Origin of the sequence: Granulicella pectinivorans, assembly GCF_900114625.1 — a bacterium.
In the GTDB taxonomy this organism is placed as follows: Bacteria; Acidobacteriota; Terriglobia; order Terriglobales; family Acidobacteriaceae; genus Edaphobacter; species Edaphobacter pectinivorans.
Map to the genome: position 1 here is coordinate 4250542 of NZ_FOZL01000001.1, position 14332 is coordinate 4264873.

Below are 14332 nucleotides of genomic sequence, written 5' to 3' on the forward strand. Positions count from 1 at the left end.
GCGTTGAAGAAAGCCCTGATTACAGGCATTACGGGCCAGGATGGTGCATATCTGGCAGAGCTGCTTCTTGAAAAAGGCTATGAGGTGCATGGCATCAAGAGGCGGTCGTCGCTGTTCAATACGGCGCGTATCGACCACCTGTACGAGGATCCGCATAACCCGCACCCGAAGCTGATTCTGCACTATGGCGACCTGACGGATTCGTCGTCGCTGATCCACATTGTGCAGAAGGTGCAGCCGGACGAGATCTATAACCTGGGCGCGCAGTCGCATGTGCAGGTGTCGTTCGAGCAGCCGGAGTACACGGCGGACGCCGACGCGATGGGCCCTCTGCGTTTGCTGGAAGCGATCCGGATTCTTGGTCTCGAGAAGAAGACGAAGTTCTACCAGGCTTCGACGTCGGAGCTGTATGGGCTGGTGCAGGAGATTCCGCAGAAGGAGACGACTCCTTTCTATCCGCGCAGCCCGTATGCGGTGGCGAAGATGTATGCGTTCTGGATCTGCGTGAACTATCGCGAGGCGTATGGGATCTTTGCGTGCAACGGCATCCTGTTCAACCATGAGAGCCCGCTGCGCGGCGAGACATTTGTAACCAGAAAGATTACACGTGGGCTGGCGCGCATCAAGGTCGGTCTGCAGAAGTCGCTGTTCCTGGGCAATATGGATGCGAAGCGCGATTGGGGACATGCACGGGACTACGTCGAGATGCAGTGGATGATGCTGCAGCAGGACGAGCCGCAGGACTTCGTGATCGCAACCGGCGAGCAGTACAGCGTGCGGGAGTTTGTGCAGCGCTGCGCGGCTCTGCTGGAGCTGGAGCTGACGTGGTCGGGCACGGGCGTCGACGAAAAGGCAGTGGACAAGGATGGCAATGTGGTGGTGGCCGTCGATCCGCGGTACTTCCGGCCGACCGAGGTAGAGACGCTGCTGGGCGATCCCTCGAAGGCGAAGCGGGTACTGGGCTGGACGCCGCGGACTCCGTTCTCGCAGTTGGTGAAGGAGATGGTGGAGTCGGACCTGAAATCGGCGCAGCGGGATGCACTGGCGATCCAGCATGGGTTCGATGCTTACAACGTGCGGGAGACCTAAACCATGGGCTATATGAAGAGCGATGCCCGGATTTATGTGGCCGGGCATCGCGGGTTAGTGGGTTCGGCGATTGTGCGGGAGTTGACGCGGCTGGGGTATACGAACCTCGTGACGCGGACGCATGCGGAGCTGGATCTGCTGGAGTCGGAGGCGGTCAGCGCGTTCTTTGCCGCGGAGAAGCCGGACTTTGTGGTGCTCGCGGCGGCCAAGGTGGGGGGGATTCTCGCCAACAATACGTATCCCGCGGACTTTATCCGGGACAACCTGGATATCCAGAACAACATCATCGAGGCTTCGTATACAAACGGGGTGGATCGGCTGCTGTTCCTGGGGTCGTCCTGTATCTATCCGAAGATGGCGCCGCAGCCGATGCCGGAGAGCTGCCTGCTGACCGGGCCTCTGGAGCCTACGAACAGGCCGTATGCGCTGGCGAAGATCGCCGGGATCGAGATGTGCTGGAGCTACAACCGGCAGTATGGGACGAAGTATCTGGCGGCGATGCCGACCAACCTTTACGGACCCGGGGATAACTTCGACCTGAACAACTCGCATGTGCTGCCTGCGCTGATTCGCAAGACGGCTGTGGCCAAGGCTACGGGCGCGAAGGAGCTGGTGGTGTGGGGCACGGGGACGCCGAAGCGGGAGTTGCTGTACTCGGACGACCTGGCGCAGGCGGTGGTGTTTTTGATGAATCTGGACGAAGGCACGTATGGCACGCTGCTGAGCGAGACGGAACCGCCGCTGATCAACATCGGGACGGGCGAGGATGTCACGATTCGGGAGCTTGCCGAGACGGTCGGGCGGGTAATCGGGTTCGAGGGTGAGCTCGTATTCGATACGACCAAGCCGGATGGGACGCCGCGGAAGCTGATGGATGTCACCAAGCTGAATGGGCTTGGGTGGAAGTACTCCGTTGGGCTTGAGGATGGGATTCGGCGGACTTGGGATCTGGTGAAGGATTCGCTGGTCTAGAGCGCGCCTGGTGAGGCCCCATCTCTTCGGAGGTGGGGCTTTTGCCGTTTAGCGGTCGAACTTCACGGACTGCAGGATGGCTTCGAGCCGGGTGCGCATGTCGACGATCTCGGCGGGCGTCATGTCGCGGACGCCGCTGACTTCCCCGCCGCAGAAGTTGTTCATGGCAAGGTCGAAGCGGAGGCACGTGTTGCGGACGCGCGTGGTGTAGATCTCGTCGCGGTACTCGGTGCAGACGCGGCCGGAGTCGTCGTGTCCGTGGGCGACGGGGTGGCCGTCGATGGAGGCGATGGAGGTATTGAGGGGGACGGCGATCGGCAGGTAGTGGTGGGGCTCGTCTTTGGGGGCTTTGGTGGCCTGCGCGGAGCACTGATCGGCGGTCTGAGCGGGGGTGACGCTGACGTAGAAGTGGGCTCCGGAGAAGTTGCTGGCCGGGTAGGGGTTCTCAGCGATGGCGGCTACGTAGTGGAGGCGAGTGCTGGCGGGGGCGGTGCGGGCTTCGTGGTGGAAGGTGCTGAGTTCCCTGTCGTGGGTGGCGAGAGACCAGGTGGAGGGGATCTGGAAGGTGAGGTGGTCCTGGGTGTCGTGGACGGTGCGTTGCTGCGCGTGGAGGGCGGTGGTCAACAGGAGAGCGGCGGCTAGTTTATGCATGGTTGATTCTCGATGGATGCCTTTGGGGCGGTTGAGGCGGCATACCCACATCGCAGAAGCGAGATGTGGGGCACCCGGATTGGTGGCGAGTCAGGTGCGCATGCGGGGGTTGGCGATGGTGTAGGCGACATCGGTCAAGAGGTTGACCGCCACGTAGGTGAGGCCCACCGCGAGGATGCAGCCCTGGACCAGTGCGTAGTCGCGATTGGAGATGGCGGAGAGCGTGAGGCGGCCTATGCCGGGCCAACTGAAGATGGTTTCCGTCACGATCGCACCTGCGAGCAACGACCCGAATTGCAGGCCTACTACCGTGAGGATCGGGATCAACGCGTTGCGGAGGGCGTGGCGGTAGACGACCTGGTTTTCCGTGAGGCCTTTGGCACGGGCGGTGCGGATGTAGTCCTGGCTGAGCTCTTCGAGCATGGCGGTGCGGACCATGCGGGTGAGGATCGCGGCGAGTCCGAGGCCGAGGGTGAAGGCTGGCAGGATGAGGTGGAGGAGGAAGGTCTGGGTATCGGTGCCTGCTCCCGAGACGGGGAGCCAGCCGAACTTGATGGAGAAGATGAGGATGAGGATGGGGCCGAGGGCGAAGTTGGGGAAGGACAGGCCGACGAGGGAGACGACGCCTGCCGTACGGTCCTGCCAGCGATCGCGGTGGAGGGCCGAGAGGATGCCGGCGGGGATCGCGAGGGTGAGGCCTAGGATGAGCGCTGAGAGCGTCAGGGCGAGCGTGTAGGGGTAGCGCTGGAGGATGAGGCTCAGGACCGTGTCGTGAAGGCGCAGGGAGGTGCCGAAGTTCGCGTGGAGGACGCCGGTGAGGTACTCGAAGTACTGGGTGTGGAGGGGAAGGTCGAGGTGATAGGCGTGGCGGAGGGTGTCGATGTCGGTGGCGGTCGCGCCCTCGCCGAGCATCTGGACGATGGGGTCTCCGGGGACGAGATGGATGAGGAGGAAGACGACCGTGACCACGACCCAGAGGACGGGGAGGGTGAGGAGGACGCGGCGGAGGGGCTTGGGCATGGTCATCAAGTTCTAAGTTGTCAGTTCTATGTTGTCAGTTGCGAGCATTAAGGGCCGACCTCGCTGGCGGCTTCGGCGGAGAGGGGCTGGCCGTCCGAGAGGGGGTTGTCGAGGCGCTCGACCTGGACGCGGCTGATGCGGCGGCCGGCCATCTCGGCTACGGTGTAGCGGCGCTGCTCGAAGGTGATGCTCTCGCCGGTGTGAGGGATGTGGCCAAGCTGCGCCAGCAGGAAGCCGGCCAGGGTCTCGACGCCGGCCTCGCGAGGGAAGTTCCACTGGAGCTGGGTGTTCAGGTCGCGTAGGGTTGCCGAGCCATCAAGGGTCATGACACCAGTCGCGCTGGTGAGGGTGGGGCGAGAAGCGATGTCGAACTCGTCTTCGAGTTCGCCGACGATCTGCTCGAGGGCGTCTTCGGCGGTGACGAGGCCGACTGTCGACCCGAACTCGTCGACGACGACGGCTATCTGGCGTCGGCGAATCTGGAAGTCCTGGAGGAGCTCGACTGCCAGCTTGGTCTCGGGGACGAAGAAGGGTTCGCGCATGACCTGGCGGAGGGTGAGGCCGGAGTCTCCGGAGCTGCCCAGCGACAGCGCGACCGACCGGAAGTGCATGAGGCGCGAGATGTCCTTGGAGTAGACGATGCCGATGATCTGGTCGGTATCGGCGTGGCGTGACTTGTGCCGGCCGGCGATGGTGGACTCGTAGACGGGGATGCGGCTGTGCTGCTCTTCAATGATGCGGGCGCTGGCTCGCTCGACGGGGAGGTCGGCGGGGAGGGAGAAGATCTTGCCGCGGGGCGTCATGATTTCGCGGACCGTCACGTGCGAGAGCTCGATGGCGCGATGGATGATCTTTTCCTGGAACTCGGGGAGAAGGCCCATGCGGCGGGTCGAGGTCGCGATGAGTTTGAGCTCCTCGGGCGAGTGGACGGGGCCCTCGCCGGACAGCGGCGCGTTGAAGAGGTGGAGAACGGCTCCCGCAGAGGCGTTCATGAGGCGGACGGCGGGGCGGGTCATGCGGATGAAGACGTCCATGGGGCCGGCGACGGCGAGGACGATGCGTTCCGTGCGCTGGAGAGCCAGTGATTTGGGGACGAGTTCGCCGAGGAGCACTTCGAAGTACGTGATGACGGCGAAGGCAATGACGACTGCGAGACCGTGCGCGTAGAGGACGGCGTGGGGCGGGAGATGGTGGAGTCCGCGGGCGGCGAGAGCGAGGATAAGGTCGGCGACGGCGGGCTCACCGATCCAGCCGAGCGCCAGCGCAGCCAGGGTGACGCCGAACTGCACGGCGGGCAGGAAGTCGTCGATGTTGCGTTTGAGCAGGAGGGCAGTGCGGGCGCCGGGGCGTCCCGCGGCGATGAGTTGGTCGAGGCGTGTTTCGCGGATGCTGATGAGCGCAAACTCAGCAGCCACGAAGAAGCTGTTGGCCAGGATGAAGAAGGCCACCATGATCGCGCGGAAGAGCATCCATTCCAGCATGAATCGCCAGTTTACCACCCGTGTCCTAACGGACGGGCGCCCTGCGCGGGCGGCGGCCACTGCGTGACTTGTATACCGGTCGTGGCGCTGCGAAATCGTGCGGGCCTTCCGTTAGTCGGCGTGGGATTTTGTTCTCGACTAGCGGAAGGGCCACGCGAAGCTGTAAAAAGGCGTGTGAACGCCCGCCGCCCGCGTAGGACGCTTTTGGGTTAGCTCGTTGGTGGGTGCGCGGATCGGGCAGCAATCTCTTTCAGCGAACGTAGCGCGGCGTTCACCGACTCAGCGTCTGGAAAAGCATCGAGCAAGTCAGGTGCGATCATGACGACATTGCTTCCCTGCTTCAGACGCTCGATATGGCGGCCACGCTCACCCTTGCTGAAGTCGAGGTTCGGTCTGGGAGCGAGAGGATCGAGTTCAGTGGAGGTCTTCATCTTGTTTTCTCTCGCACGCGGTGGCGACACGGGCTCCAATGAGACGGACGACTGATTCGAATTCAGTGTAAACGACGAAGAGGAGGCGGTCGCGATCCGATAAGCCAATCGTGATCATCCGCACTTCATCGAAAGAGTGCTGATCGTCCGCAAGAGTAGACGACAGGGGTCGTAGAAGACGGTCGTCGCTTCTTCGAAGGTCACGCCATGCTTCCGCCGGTTGGACTCTGCCTTTGCTGGATCCCACTCGAACAAGACGGCCATGGCAGCGATAGTACGAAATTCACCCGGAAACGTAAAACGCCCGGTCTGCGCTGAGGCGGACCGGGCGTTTTCTTGAAGCTTGATGCTTAGGCGAGTGCCTTCTCGACAGCCTTGTCGATGGTGTCCTTGGGGACGAAGCCCACGATGTTGTCGGCGAGCTGGCCGTTCTTGAAGAGGAGCAGCGCGGGAATGCCGCGGATGCCGTAGCGCCCAGGCGTGGCCGTGTTGGCGTCGACGTCCATCTTCATGACGCGGATCTTGCCCTCATACTGCGTGGCCACCGCATCGACGACGGGCGCAAGAGCGCGACAGGGGCCGCACCATGCCGCCCAAAAATCGACGAGAACGGGCTGAGTGGACTCCAGAACCTCTTTTTGAAAGGTCGCATCGCTGACTTCGGTGACGAACTGTCCTGCCATTTTCTGATTCCTCCTGCTGCGGACCCATTTGGGCGGGCAGCCTAATTGCCTTCCTGATAATAGATGCTATTCGGGATGCTGTGGGTTCAAATCCGGACACTTCCAAGGTCGGAGATCAGTCCCCGCTTAAAAGGAGAACGCCCGGACCTCTCATTGGAGATCAACGGGCGGCGTAGCAGTCCTCCCCAGAACTGTCCACGAAGAGAACTGTAAGATATGTTGACCCCAATGTAAAGTGCTCTTAAGTAACACGGTTACAAGGTGACTAAACGGTTACTTCAGCCGGTCCGGCGATGACCGTCACAAGAAGTTCCATGCTGGGGTCGTTGGCGGCAGAGCGGACGGCGGACTCTATTGATTCCAAAGGGCATGCCGGATCGACGATGAGGAGAACGGATGGACCGGCACCGCTGAGGGCGACTCCATAGACGCCTGGAACACCCCCCAAATGGGCTAATCGGGGTAACAGAGGGCAGGCCTCGGAGCGATAGGGCTGGTGGATGCGATCCTGCATTGCCGTGTTGAGGAGGTCGGGACGGTTGAGAGCAAAGGCGGCAACGAGGAGCGAGGAGCGCTGGATATTGGCCACGGCATCGGAGCGGGAGTAGGTATCGGGGAGCAGAGCGCGGGCTTTCTCGGTGGCCAGGGAGGCGCTCGGGAGGGCGAGGAGAAGACGCCACGGCAGGGCGAGGCCGAGGGTGGCGGTGAGGATCTCGCTTCCCTGCTGGCTGGAGGCGGTCATGCCGCCAAGCGCGCAGGCGGCTACGTTATCGGGGTGCCCTTCGCGCAGGCAAGCCTCGGTCATGACCTGGTGCGGCGTCCAGTTGAGATCGCCGAAGTGGTTGGCGAGATGCACCCCAGCCAGCAGAGCGGCAGCCGAAGACCCGCAGCCCATGCCGAGGGGGATTCCGTTCTTAAGCTTCAGGTGGAGTTTGGGGGCCGCGATTCCCTGCGCCGCGAGAACCTCGCGGTAGGTGGTGAAGATGAGGCTGCGCTCGGCGTCGGCGGTGAGCTCAGGGTTGCGACCGGTGGCGGTGATGGTGTCTTTCCCGGTTTCAGGCGCCGCTTCGGTGGCTTCGATCTCAAGGTAGAGGGCCATGGCGAGGCCGAGTGCGTCGAAGCCGGGGCCCAGGTTAGCGGAGGTGGCGGGGAGGCGGAGATGGAGGGGCTTGGACATGGACCTTCTTTATCAAGGAGAGAAAAGCGGTCTCGCTCCGCTCAATACCCCACCCTTTCGATACAGCCGAAAGGATGGAGCACCTGTCTGGATGGAGCTGGCCGGTTTATGCGGGCTGCAGGGCCATATGGGCTTCGAGGGTGCGGATAACGGTGTCGGTGTCCGGGTCGAGGACGATGGGCGGCTTGCGCAGGGCGGCGTGTTCGGCGGCCTGTTCCGGGCTGAGCTGCGCGCGCTCGGCGTCGGTGAAGAGCTCGTCGCGGTGATAGTCGATGGTGTAGGCGGAGTCCTTCAAGGTGTGGCCGGTGAGGATGAGGACGACGCGCTCCTCGGGCTGGACGCGGCCGGCGGCGACAAGCTTCTTGAGGCCGGCCAGGGTGACCGCGGAGGCGGGCTCGCAGCCGATGCCTTCAGCGCCGATCTGGGCCTTGGCGAGGGCGATCTCCTGCTCGGAGACCTGCTCGCACCAACCGCCGAGCTTCTCGATGATGGCGGCGGACTTGCGCCAGCTTGCGGGATTGCCGATGCGGATGGCGGTGGCGCGGGTGTTGGCTTCGACCGGCTTCATGATGCGGTTGGAGTCGGTAAACCAGCGGTAGAGGGGGTTGGCGCCCTGGGCCTGGATGACGGAGATGACGGGAACCTTGTTGATGAGGCCGAGGTGGTGCATCTCGAGGAAGCCCTTGCCGAGCGCGGCGGAGTTGGCGAGGTTGCCGCCGGGGACGACGATGTGCTCGGGGACCTGCCAGTCGAGCTGCTCGGCGATCTCGAAGGCGGGGGTCTTCTGGCCTTCGAGGCGGTAGGGGTTCACGGAGTTGAGGAGGTAGATGGGGAAGCGCTTGACGAGGTCGGTGAGGACGCGCACGCAGCCGTCGAAGTCAGTGCGGAGCTGGACGGTGAGGGCACCGTAGTCCATGGACTGGGAGAGCTTGCCCCAGGCGATTTTGCCTTCGGGGATGAAAACAATCGAACGAAGCCCCGCACGGGCGGCATAGGCTGCCATCGCGGCGCTCGTATTCCCCGTTGACGCGCAGGCGACCCACTCGAAGCCGCGTTCGCGGGCGACGGAGAGGGCGGAGGTCATGCCGCAATCCTTGAAGGAGCCGGTGGGGTTCATGCCCTGGTGCTTGGCGAGCAGGAAGTCGAGACCAAGGGCCTTGGCGTTGCGCGGCAGGTCGTAGAGGGGCGTGTTGCCCTCGCGGAGGGTGACGGCCTTGTTGGCGTCGTCGAGGATGGGGAAGACGTCGCGGAAGCGCCAGACGCCCGACTGATCGATGGCCATCGTGGACGTGCGGCGCTCTGCCCAGAGGTAGCGGAGGGCCGATGGGTTCGGAAGACGGGCTGCCGCCGCGTCGGTAAGATCGGAAGAGGAGTTGCCGGGTGACCACGGATAAACCACTTCATACAAGCCGCCACAAAGGAGGCAGCGGAAATCGCTGGCTGCGCTTGCGCCGGGTATCCGATCGCCGCAGTCTGTGCATCGTAACTGGTGTGCTGAACTCATATTCTCGCCTGATCTCTTTCTGTCTAGGTTACCGTACCGGGCTGCGTGTTCCAAGGCTCGCTGGGGCATTTGTCCTGTTTGCCGGGCTTTTTTCGGGACAAATTTTCGCGCAGACCACCATCAAAGTTGCGGCGGCGAGCGACCTGCAGCCGGTGATGCCCGCGTTCGCCTATGCGTATGAAAAGAAAACAGGTGTGAAGCTTTCGGTGTCGTTCGGGTCTTCTGCGACGCTGGCGGAACAGATCGTGAATGGCGCTCCGTTCGATGTGTTTCTCGGCGCGGATTTCGTCTTTCCGGAGAAGGTTGTGGCGGCTGGGTTGGCGGCGACACCGGCTCCGTTGCGCTACGCCAAGGGGACGCTGGTGCTGTTTACGCGGAAGGATTCAGGATTCAACCCGCTGCATATGGAGGCGCTGACCGATTCGAAGGTAACGAAGGTGGCGGTCGCGGACCAGTTTCAGGCACCGTTCGGGCGGGCAGCATATGCCGCGATGAACAAGCTGGATTTGATGAAAGCCGTGGGGCCGAAGCTGGTGTCGGCACCGAATGTGGCGCAGACGGCTCAATTTGTGGTGTCGGGCAATGCGCAGATGGGGTTTGTCTCGCTGACCCTGGCGAGTTCGCCGCAGATGAAGGAGATCGGGAACTATGTGCTGGTGCCCAAGGCGTATCCGGAGATTCTGCAGTACGGCGTGGTGATGAAGAATGCCGAGCATAAGGCGGAGGCCACGGCGTTTCTCGACTGGGTGCGATCAAGCGAGGTCCAGGATAAGTTGAAAGACTTTGGGCTGGAACCAGTGGACACGCACTAACTTTCACGAGGAGAGCGTTAAGAATGCATTTGAGATATGCCGTCATTTCAACGTTCCTGGCCGTAGTGCTACTGGGTTGCAAGGCAAAGGGAGCTACGGAGCAGCCCGTGATGGAAGAGACCGCGACCACGACGAGTCCGGTGGCGTCGAGCGAGACGCAGAAGGCGGCGACAACGGCGGTTTCGGACGCGGTGGACCCCGCGCAGGATGGCTCGCTCGACGCGCGGACGGACGTCTGCGACTTCAAAGGAATCGAGAAGCCCTCCACCACCTTCAAGAACTACAACCAGGACAAGTACGACAACAACGACTACCTGGGGATGAAGGGCAAGGCCCTTTTCTTCGACGACATGTCGAAGTTCCGCTGCGGCAGCGTGAAGCTGGCCATGGGAACGGGCAAGGGAACGTACAGCACGGACAACATTCTTCTGGTCACAGACCCGGGAGAGACGCGGTTTCGCATGGTGCGGATCTCAATGGGCATGACGCCGCACCTCGATGAGTTGGCGAAGGCCTATGAAGAGGAACAGGGATCGGGCAAGGTGCTGAAGTCCACCGTGCAGACCAAGGGAGACCTGAAGCGCGGCGAGGAGATCCGGCTGATCGAGACCATGGCGCATTCGATCTATATCGATTCCGTGTACATGGGGGCGTCCCGGGTGGGCGCGATCCTGATCCTGATGCGGGATGATGCAGAGGGAAATCGGAATGTGATGGCCGACCTGATGGGGACGAAAAAGTAGCACCCACACTCGGTACACTGCTTGGTATGGACTGGGAAGCGGTCATACTGACGGCGAAGCTCGCGGCGGTGACGACCGCGCTGCTGATGTGGGTCGCGATTCCGCTGGCGCGATGGCTGGCCGGCGGCGGTGGCTGGCTGCGGGCGATGGTGCAGGCGCTGGTGGGCTTGCCGCTTGTGCTTCCGCCCACGGTGCTCGGTTTCTATCTTCTTGTCGATCTCGGGCCTTTGACCCCGGTGGGGCGCGGCTTGATCCGGCTGCTGGGCCATCCGCTGGCGTTCAGTTTTTCAGGGCTGGTGGTGGGGTCGATGCTCTATTCCCTGCCCTTTGCGGTGCAGCCGATGGTGGCCGGATTTGCGGCGGTCGATCCGCGATTCGGCGAGACGGCCAGCATGCTGGGCAAGCCGCCCGCCCGCGTCTTCCGCGATATCACCTATCCGCTCGCGAAGCGCTCCGTGTTGACCGCCGCCGTGCTTGCCTTTACCCATACGGTGGGTGAGTTTGGCGTGGTGCTGATGCTGGGCGGCAACATTCCCGGGGCGACAAGAACCATGTCGATTGCGCTCTACGACCAGGTGCAGGACGGCCGATACAGCGAGGCGAACCGCACGGCGCTTGTGCTTCTGCTGGTCGCGTTCGCGGCCCTTGCCATGCTCTATGGCAGGCAGGATCGAAGGGGGCGCGCCCTTGTCTGAGACCGTGTGGAACGGCCCCCGGCTGGATGTATCGTTCCGGCACCGGATCGGCGGGCTTGCGCTCGAGATCGAGTTTTCGCTGACCAGCCCGTGGACGATCCTGTTCGCTCCCTCGGGCGCCGGCAAGAGCACGGTGCTGCGCGTGATCGCGGGGCTGGAACGGCCCGATTGGGGGCGCATCGTCAGCGGTGGCTCGGACGTATTGCTGGACTCCGACGTCGGCATTGACGTGCCCACATGGCAGAGGAAGGTTCGACTGGTGGCGCAGCAGGCTCCTCTGCTTCCGCACTGGAATGTGGCGCGCAACGTCTTCTACGGCTTGAAGCCGCTGGACATGATGGCGGTAAAAGGGTCCGACTCGTCGACTTACAGGACTCGTCTTGTGCGCGAGGTGCTGGCGCTGTGTCGCGTGACGGAGATGGAATCAAAGATGCCGTCCGAGCTCTCCGGTGGCGAGAGGCAGCGTGTGGCTCTGGCGCAGTGCCTGGCGGCTGAGGAAGGGCGGGCACTGCTCCTCGATGAGCCATTCAATGCGCTTGATGCGGGCCTGCGCAGTGCGTTGATGGCCGACCTGAAGGGGTGGCCGATCGCGCACCAGACGCCCGTCCTGCACGTGACGCACGATGTGGGCGAGGTATTCGCGTCGGGAGCTGAGGTGATTCGGATGGAGGACGGGCGGATCGTCGCGCAGGGACCGGCGTCCGAGGTGCTGGGCGAAGAGCGGGCGAGGCTGATGCGTCTATTGAAAGGCTAACAACCTCTCCTGCCGGACGAACCCGCTGCGCGCGGGGCGGTCACTTCGTGACGCATATTGGGCTTCGCGTGTGCCTCCCGTTGGTCGGCTTGGAATTTCCCCGCCGACTCACGGGAGGACCGGAACGGCGGCTACTGCTTGACGGCGATGGCGGAGATCTCGATCTTGGCATCGCCGATGAGGCCGGCAACCTTGACGGTGGCGCGCGCGGGCTTCGGGTTCGGCATCAGCTTCTTGTACACCTCGTTCATGGCGGGCACGTCAGCGAGGTCCGTAACGTAAACCGTAACCGAGACGATGTCGGTCATCTTGAAGCCGGCCTGCTCGACGGTCTTCTGGATGCGCTTGATGGTGCTCTCGGTCTGGAAGGCGATGTCGGTGCCGGTGACCTTGCCGTTGGCGTCGGGGCCCTGCTGGCCGGCGACGTAGAGGGTCTTGCCGGCGATGTAGCCCTCGCTGAAGGGCGCGCCCGGGGTAAAGCCGATGGCCTTGTTCTGGGCGAAAGCGGGGGCGGCGGTGGCGAGGGCCAGGACGGCGAGCGAGAGGGCGAACTTCTTCATCGTGTGTCTCCTGTGTTGGGGCTACTCGGAGATGGTCTCATCTTCGAGGCGCGTTCGAAAAACCGGTGGTAGGAGGAATGACCTAGACGTGGGGCTCGACAGGCTCTTGTTCCAGAGTGATGCCAAAGCGGGTCGCGACGGTTTCGACGATGAGGGCGCGGAGGGCGGCGATATCGGCATACGTAGCGTGGCCACGGTTGATGAGCGCGAGGGTGTGTTTCGAGGAGATACCCGCTTCTCCCAGCGCAAAGGACTTGTGGAAGCCGGCCTGATCGAGGAGCCACGCGGCGGGGAGCTTGAGGTTGCCGCCGGAGGCCGGGTAGCGGGGGATCCTTTCTTCCGGGATGGCAAGCGCAGCGGCGATGGGAGCGAGTGCGAACGGGGGGACGACCGGGTTCTTGAAGAAGCTGCCCGCGCTGCGGCAGTCGGGGTCGCCTTCGACGAGGAGCATGCCCTTGGCGGCGCGGATCGCGCGGACGGCGTGGTAGACCTCAAGCGGGGCCGGCGTGGCGTCGGGGCCGAAGTGCTTGCGGAGGTCGGCATAGGTGAGATTGGGCTTCACTTCGGGGTCGAGGGCGAACGTGACCTGCGTGACGATGTAGCGATTGCGGGCCGTGGTGTTGAAGAGGCTGGAACGGTAGGCGAAGCGGCAGGCTTCGCGCGGAAGGGTGACGAACTTCTTGCTCTCGCGGTCGTAGGCGCGGACGGAGTGGATGGTCTCGGCAGCTTCCTGGCCGTAGGCACCGATGTTCTGGATGGGGGCGCCGCCGACGAGGCCGGGGATGCCGGCGAGGCATTCCATGCCGCTGCGTCCCTGCCGGCAGAGATGCAGCACCAACGCGTCCCACTCGGTTCCGGCGGGCACTTCGACTTCGTTCTCCCGCGTCACGATTGGCCCGGTGATGGCGAGGTGCAGGACGAGGCCTGGAAAGCCTTCATCCGGCACCAGCAGGTTGGAGCCGCCGCCTAGGATGAAGAGGGGGCCGTCGTATTCGAGGGCCTCGACGAGCTCGGCTTCCGTCGCGATTTCGGCGTAGAAGCGGGCGGGGCCGCCTATCCGGAGGGTGGTGTGTGGGCCGAGACGAATCTGTTCCTGAATCTGGAGCATCTAGGTGTAGGTTATTGCATACGTGGCGGCTGAACGCGCCACAGAGTAGAATTGCTGTTGACGGCTAGATTAACCCCGGAGGGTTCAACGATGTATCCAGAGATTATGGTGATTCCGATGCGCGAAGAGTTGACGCGCGCGGGTGTGAGCGAAGCTCGTACGGCGGCTGAGGTTGATACGGCTGTGGCACAGCCGGGGACCACGATGCTTGTGGTGAACTCGATCTGCGGTTGCGCGGCAGGCAAGATGCGTCCGGGCGTCCGGATGGCGATGCAGCATAGCACCAAGCCGGACCACGCGGTGACGGTGTTTGCAGGCCAGGACCGCGAAGCGACCGAAAAGGCTCGCGGCTACTTCGGCGGACATCCGCCGACTTCGCCGGCGATCGCGATTCTGCGCGACGGGCAGCTCGTGTACCTGATGCAGCGCTCGGCGATCGAGACCTCGACCGCTCCGGCGATTGCGCAGGAACTGGCGCGTGCGTTCGATACGTACTGCGTGAAAGCTTCCGCCTAAGACCGTCCAGCCGGACGGGTCTTCCGTTGGCCGGCTCGGATGTTCCTTTGCAAGAGAAGAACGGCCCGGAGGGGACCTCTCCGGGCCGTTCCGCGTTTGGCAGCGTTCAACCTCACGGAGATTGTGCCGATAAGGA

At 63.2% G+C, this 14332-nt stretch carries 16 protein-coding genes and 1 pseudogene; 7 read left to right on the forward strand and 10 right to left on the reverse strand.

Annotation, left to right across the window (positions count from 1 at the left end; genetic code table 11):
- Window positions 1-3 precede the first annotated feature (3 nt).
- Window positions 4-1089: a GDP-mannose 4,6-dehydratase gene (gmd, locus tag BM400_RS17065; RefSeq protein ID WP_089841008.1), complete on the forward strand. Its 1086-nt coding sequence runs from the start codon at window positions 4-6 to the stop codon at window positions 1087-1089.
- A gap of 3 nt (window positions 1090-1092) precedes the next feature.
- Window positions 1093-2061: a GDP-L-fucose synthase family protein gene (locus BM400_RS17070; protein ID WP_425432394.1), complete on the forward strand. Its 969-nt coding sequence runs from the start codon at window positions 1093-1095 to the stop codon at window positions 2059-2061.
- 48 nt (window positions 2062-2109) lie between these two features.
- On the opposite strand, the gene BM400_RS17075 is transcribed toward BM400_RS17070, so the two are convergent.
- The 8 genes and pseudogenes from BM400_RS17075 to thrC all read right to left on the reverse strand — a co-directional run bounded on the left by BM400_RS17075 (window position 2110) and on the right by thrC (window position 8903).
- Window positions 2110-2712 (reverse strand): hypothetical protein, encoded by a 603-nt coding sequence (locus BM400_RS17075; RefSeq protein ID WP_089841010.1) that lies wholly within the window; start codon window positions 2710-2712, stop codon window positions 2110-2112.
- 90 nt (window positions 2713-2802) lie between these two features.
- Window positions 2803-3732, reverse strand: coding sequence for an ABC transporter permease (locus BM400_RS17080; protein ID WP_089842075.1), 930 nt, complete (start codon window positions 3730-3732; stop codon window positions 2803-2805).
- 47 nt (window positions 3733-3779) lie between these two features.
- Entirely contained in the window at window positions 3780-5213 is a 1434-nt protein-coding gene (locus BM400_RS17085; RefSeq protein ID WP_089841012.1) for a hemolysin family protein, read from the reverse strand.
- A 209-nt stretch (window positions 5214-5422) separates the two neighbouring features.
- A complete protein-coding gene (locus tag BM400_RS17090) occupies window positions 5423-5644 on the reverse strand; it encodes a hypothetical protein (protein ID WP_089841015.1) in 222 nt (73 codons plus the stop codon).
- Window positions 5628-5908, reverse strand: a pseudogene (locus tag BM400_RS23010) (BrnT family toxin). The gene BM400_RS17090 and the pseudogene BM400_RS23010 overlap by 17 nt, the downstream one beginning before the upstream one ends.
- An 86-nt stretch (window positions 5909-5994) precedes the next feature.
- Window positions 5995-6327 carry a thioredoxin gene (gene trxA, locus BM400_RS17100; protein ID WP_089841017.1) on the reverse strand — a complete coding sequence of 111 codons (333 nt, stop codon included), beginning with the start codon at window positions 6325-6327 and terminating at the stop codon, window positions 5995-5997.
- A 265-nt stretch (window positions 6328-6592) separates the two neighbouring features.
- Window positions 6593-7504, reverse strand: coding sequence for a homoserine kinase (thrB, locus tag BM400_RS17105; protein ID WP_089841020.1), 912 nt, complete (start codon window positions 7502-7504; stop codon window positions 6593-6595).
- Window positions 7505-7610: 106 nt separating this feature from the next.
- Window positions 7611-8903: a threonine synthase gene (gene thrC, locus BM400_RS17110; protein WP_342714608.1), complete on the reverse strand. Its 1293-nt coding sequence runs from the start codon at window positions 8901-8903 to the stop codon at window positions 7611-7613.
- A gap of 224 nt (window positions 8904-9127) precedes the next feature.
- Between thrC and modA the strand changes: the two genes are divergently transcribed.
- The 4 genes from modA to BM400_RS17130 are packed head-to-tail and all read left to right on the forward strand — an operon-like array spanning window position 9128 to window position 12012.
- Window positions 9128-9820 carry a molybdate ABC transporter substrate-binding protein gene (gene modA / locus BM400_RS17115; RefSeq protein WP_281245521.1) on the forward strand — a complete coding sequence of 231 codons (693 nt, stop codon included), beginning with the start codon at window positions 9128-9130 and terminating at the stop codon, window positions 9818-9820.
- A gap of 23 nt (window positions 9821-9843) precedes the next feature.
- On the forward strand, window positions 9844-10563 hold the full coding sequence (locus BM400_RS17120; protein WP_141223987.1) for a hypothetical protein: 720 nt from the start codon (window positions 9844-9846) through the stop codon (window positions 10561-10563).
- 26 nt (window positions 10564-10589) lie between these two features.
- Window positions 10590-11258, forward strand: a complete 669-nt coding sequence (gene modB / locus BM400_RS17125) for a molybdate ABC transporter permease subunit (protein ID WP_089841029.1) — start codon at window positions 10590-10592, stop codon at window positions 11256-11258.
- Window positions 11251-12012, forward strand: coding sequence for an ATP-binding cassette domain-containing protein (locus BM400_RS17130; protein ID WP_245781934.1), 762 nt, complete (start codon window positions 11251-11253; stop codon window positions 12010-12012). The genes modB and BM400_RS17130 overlap by 8 nt, the downstream gene beginning before the upstream one ends.
- Before the next feature lie 131 nt (window positions 12013-12143).
- Here BM400_RS17130 and BM400_RS17135 read toward each other — a convergent pair whose 3' ends face one another.
- Both BM400_RS17135 and BM400_RS17140 read right to left on the reverse strand, forming a co-directional pair.
- Entirely contained in the window at window positions 12144-12572 is a 429-nt protein-coding gene (locus BM400_RS17135; protein WP_089841034.1) for a RidA family protein, read from the reverse strand.
- An 82-nt stretch (window positions 12573-12654) separates the two neighbouring features.
- A complete protein-coding gene (locus tag BM400_RS17140; RefSeq protein WP_089841037.1) occupies window positions 12655-13680 on the reverse strand; it encodes a UDP-N-acetylmuramate dehydrogenase in 1026 nt (341 codons plus the stop codon).
- 90 nt (window positions 13681-13770) lie between these two features.
- On the opposite strand from BM400_RS17140, the gene BM400_RS17145 reads away from it, so the two are divergent.
- Window positions 13771-14196 (forward strand): BrxA/BrxB family bacilliredoxin, encoded by a 426-nt coding sequence (locus BM400_RS17145; protein WP_089841039.1) that lies wholly within the window; start codon window positions 13771-13773, stop codon window positions 14194-14196.
- Window positions 14197-14332 lie beyond the last annotated feature (136 nt).

What these genes read in the sequence shown, in the direction of transcription:
- BM400_RS17075 (WP_089841010.1), bottom strand. Translation starts at nt 2,712, where the DNA reads ATGCATAAACTAGCCGCCGCTCTCCTGTTGACCACCGCCCTCCACGCG.
- BM400_RS17085 (WP_089841012.1), bottom strand. Translation starts at nt 5,213, where the DNA reads ATGCTGGAATGGATGCTCTTCCGCGCGATCATGGTGGCCTTCTTCATC.
- BM400_RS17145 (WP_089841039.1), top strand. Translation starts at nt 13,771, where the DNA reads ATGTATCCAGAGATTATGGTGATTCCGATGCGCGAAGAGTTGACGCGC.
- BM400_RS17140 (WP_089841037.1), bottom strand. Translation starts at nt 13,680, where the DNA reads ATGCTCCAGATTCAGGAACAGATTCGTCTCGGCCCACACACCACCCTC.
- modB (WP_089841029.1), top strand. Translation starts at nt 10,590, where the DNA reads ATGGACTGGGAAGCGGTCATACTGACGGCGAAGCTCGCGGCGGTGACG.
- BM400_RS17135 (WP_089841034.1), bottom strand. Translation starts at nt 12,572, where the DNA reads ATGAAGAAGTTCGCCCTCTCGCTCGCCGTCCTGGCCCTCGCCACCGCC.
- BM400_RS17080 (WP_089842075.1), bottom strand. Translation starts at nt 3,732, where the DNA reads ATGCCCAAGCCCCTCCGCCGCGTCCTCCTCACCCTCCCCGTCCTCTGG.
- BM400_RS17070 (WP_425432394.1), top strand. Translation starts at nt 1,093, where the DNA reads ATGGGCTATATGAAGAGCGATGCCCGGATTTATGTGGCCGGGCATCGC.
- thrB (WP_089841020.1), bottom strand. Translation starts at nt 7,504, where the DNA reads ATGTCCAAGCCCCTCCATCTCCGCCTCCCCGCCACCTCCGCTAACCTG.
- BM400_RS17120 (WP_141223987.1), top strand. Translation starts at nt 9,844, where the DNA reads ATGCATTTGAGATATGCCGTCATTTCAACGTTCCTGGCCGTAGTGCTA.
- trxA (WP_089841017.1), bottom strand. Translation starts at nt 6,327, where the DNA reads ATGGCAGGACAGTTCGTCACCGAAGTCAGCGATGCGACCTTTCAAAAA.
- BM400_RS17090 (WP_089841015.1), bottom strand. Translation starts at nt 5,644, where the DNA reads ATGAAGACCTCCACTGAACTCGATCCTCTCGCTCCCAGACCGAACCTC.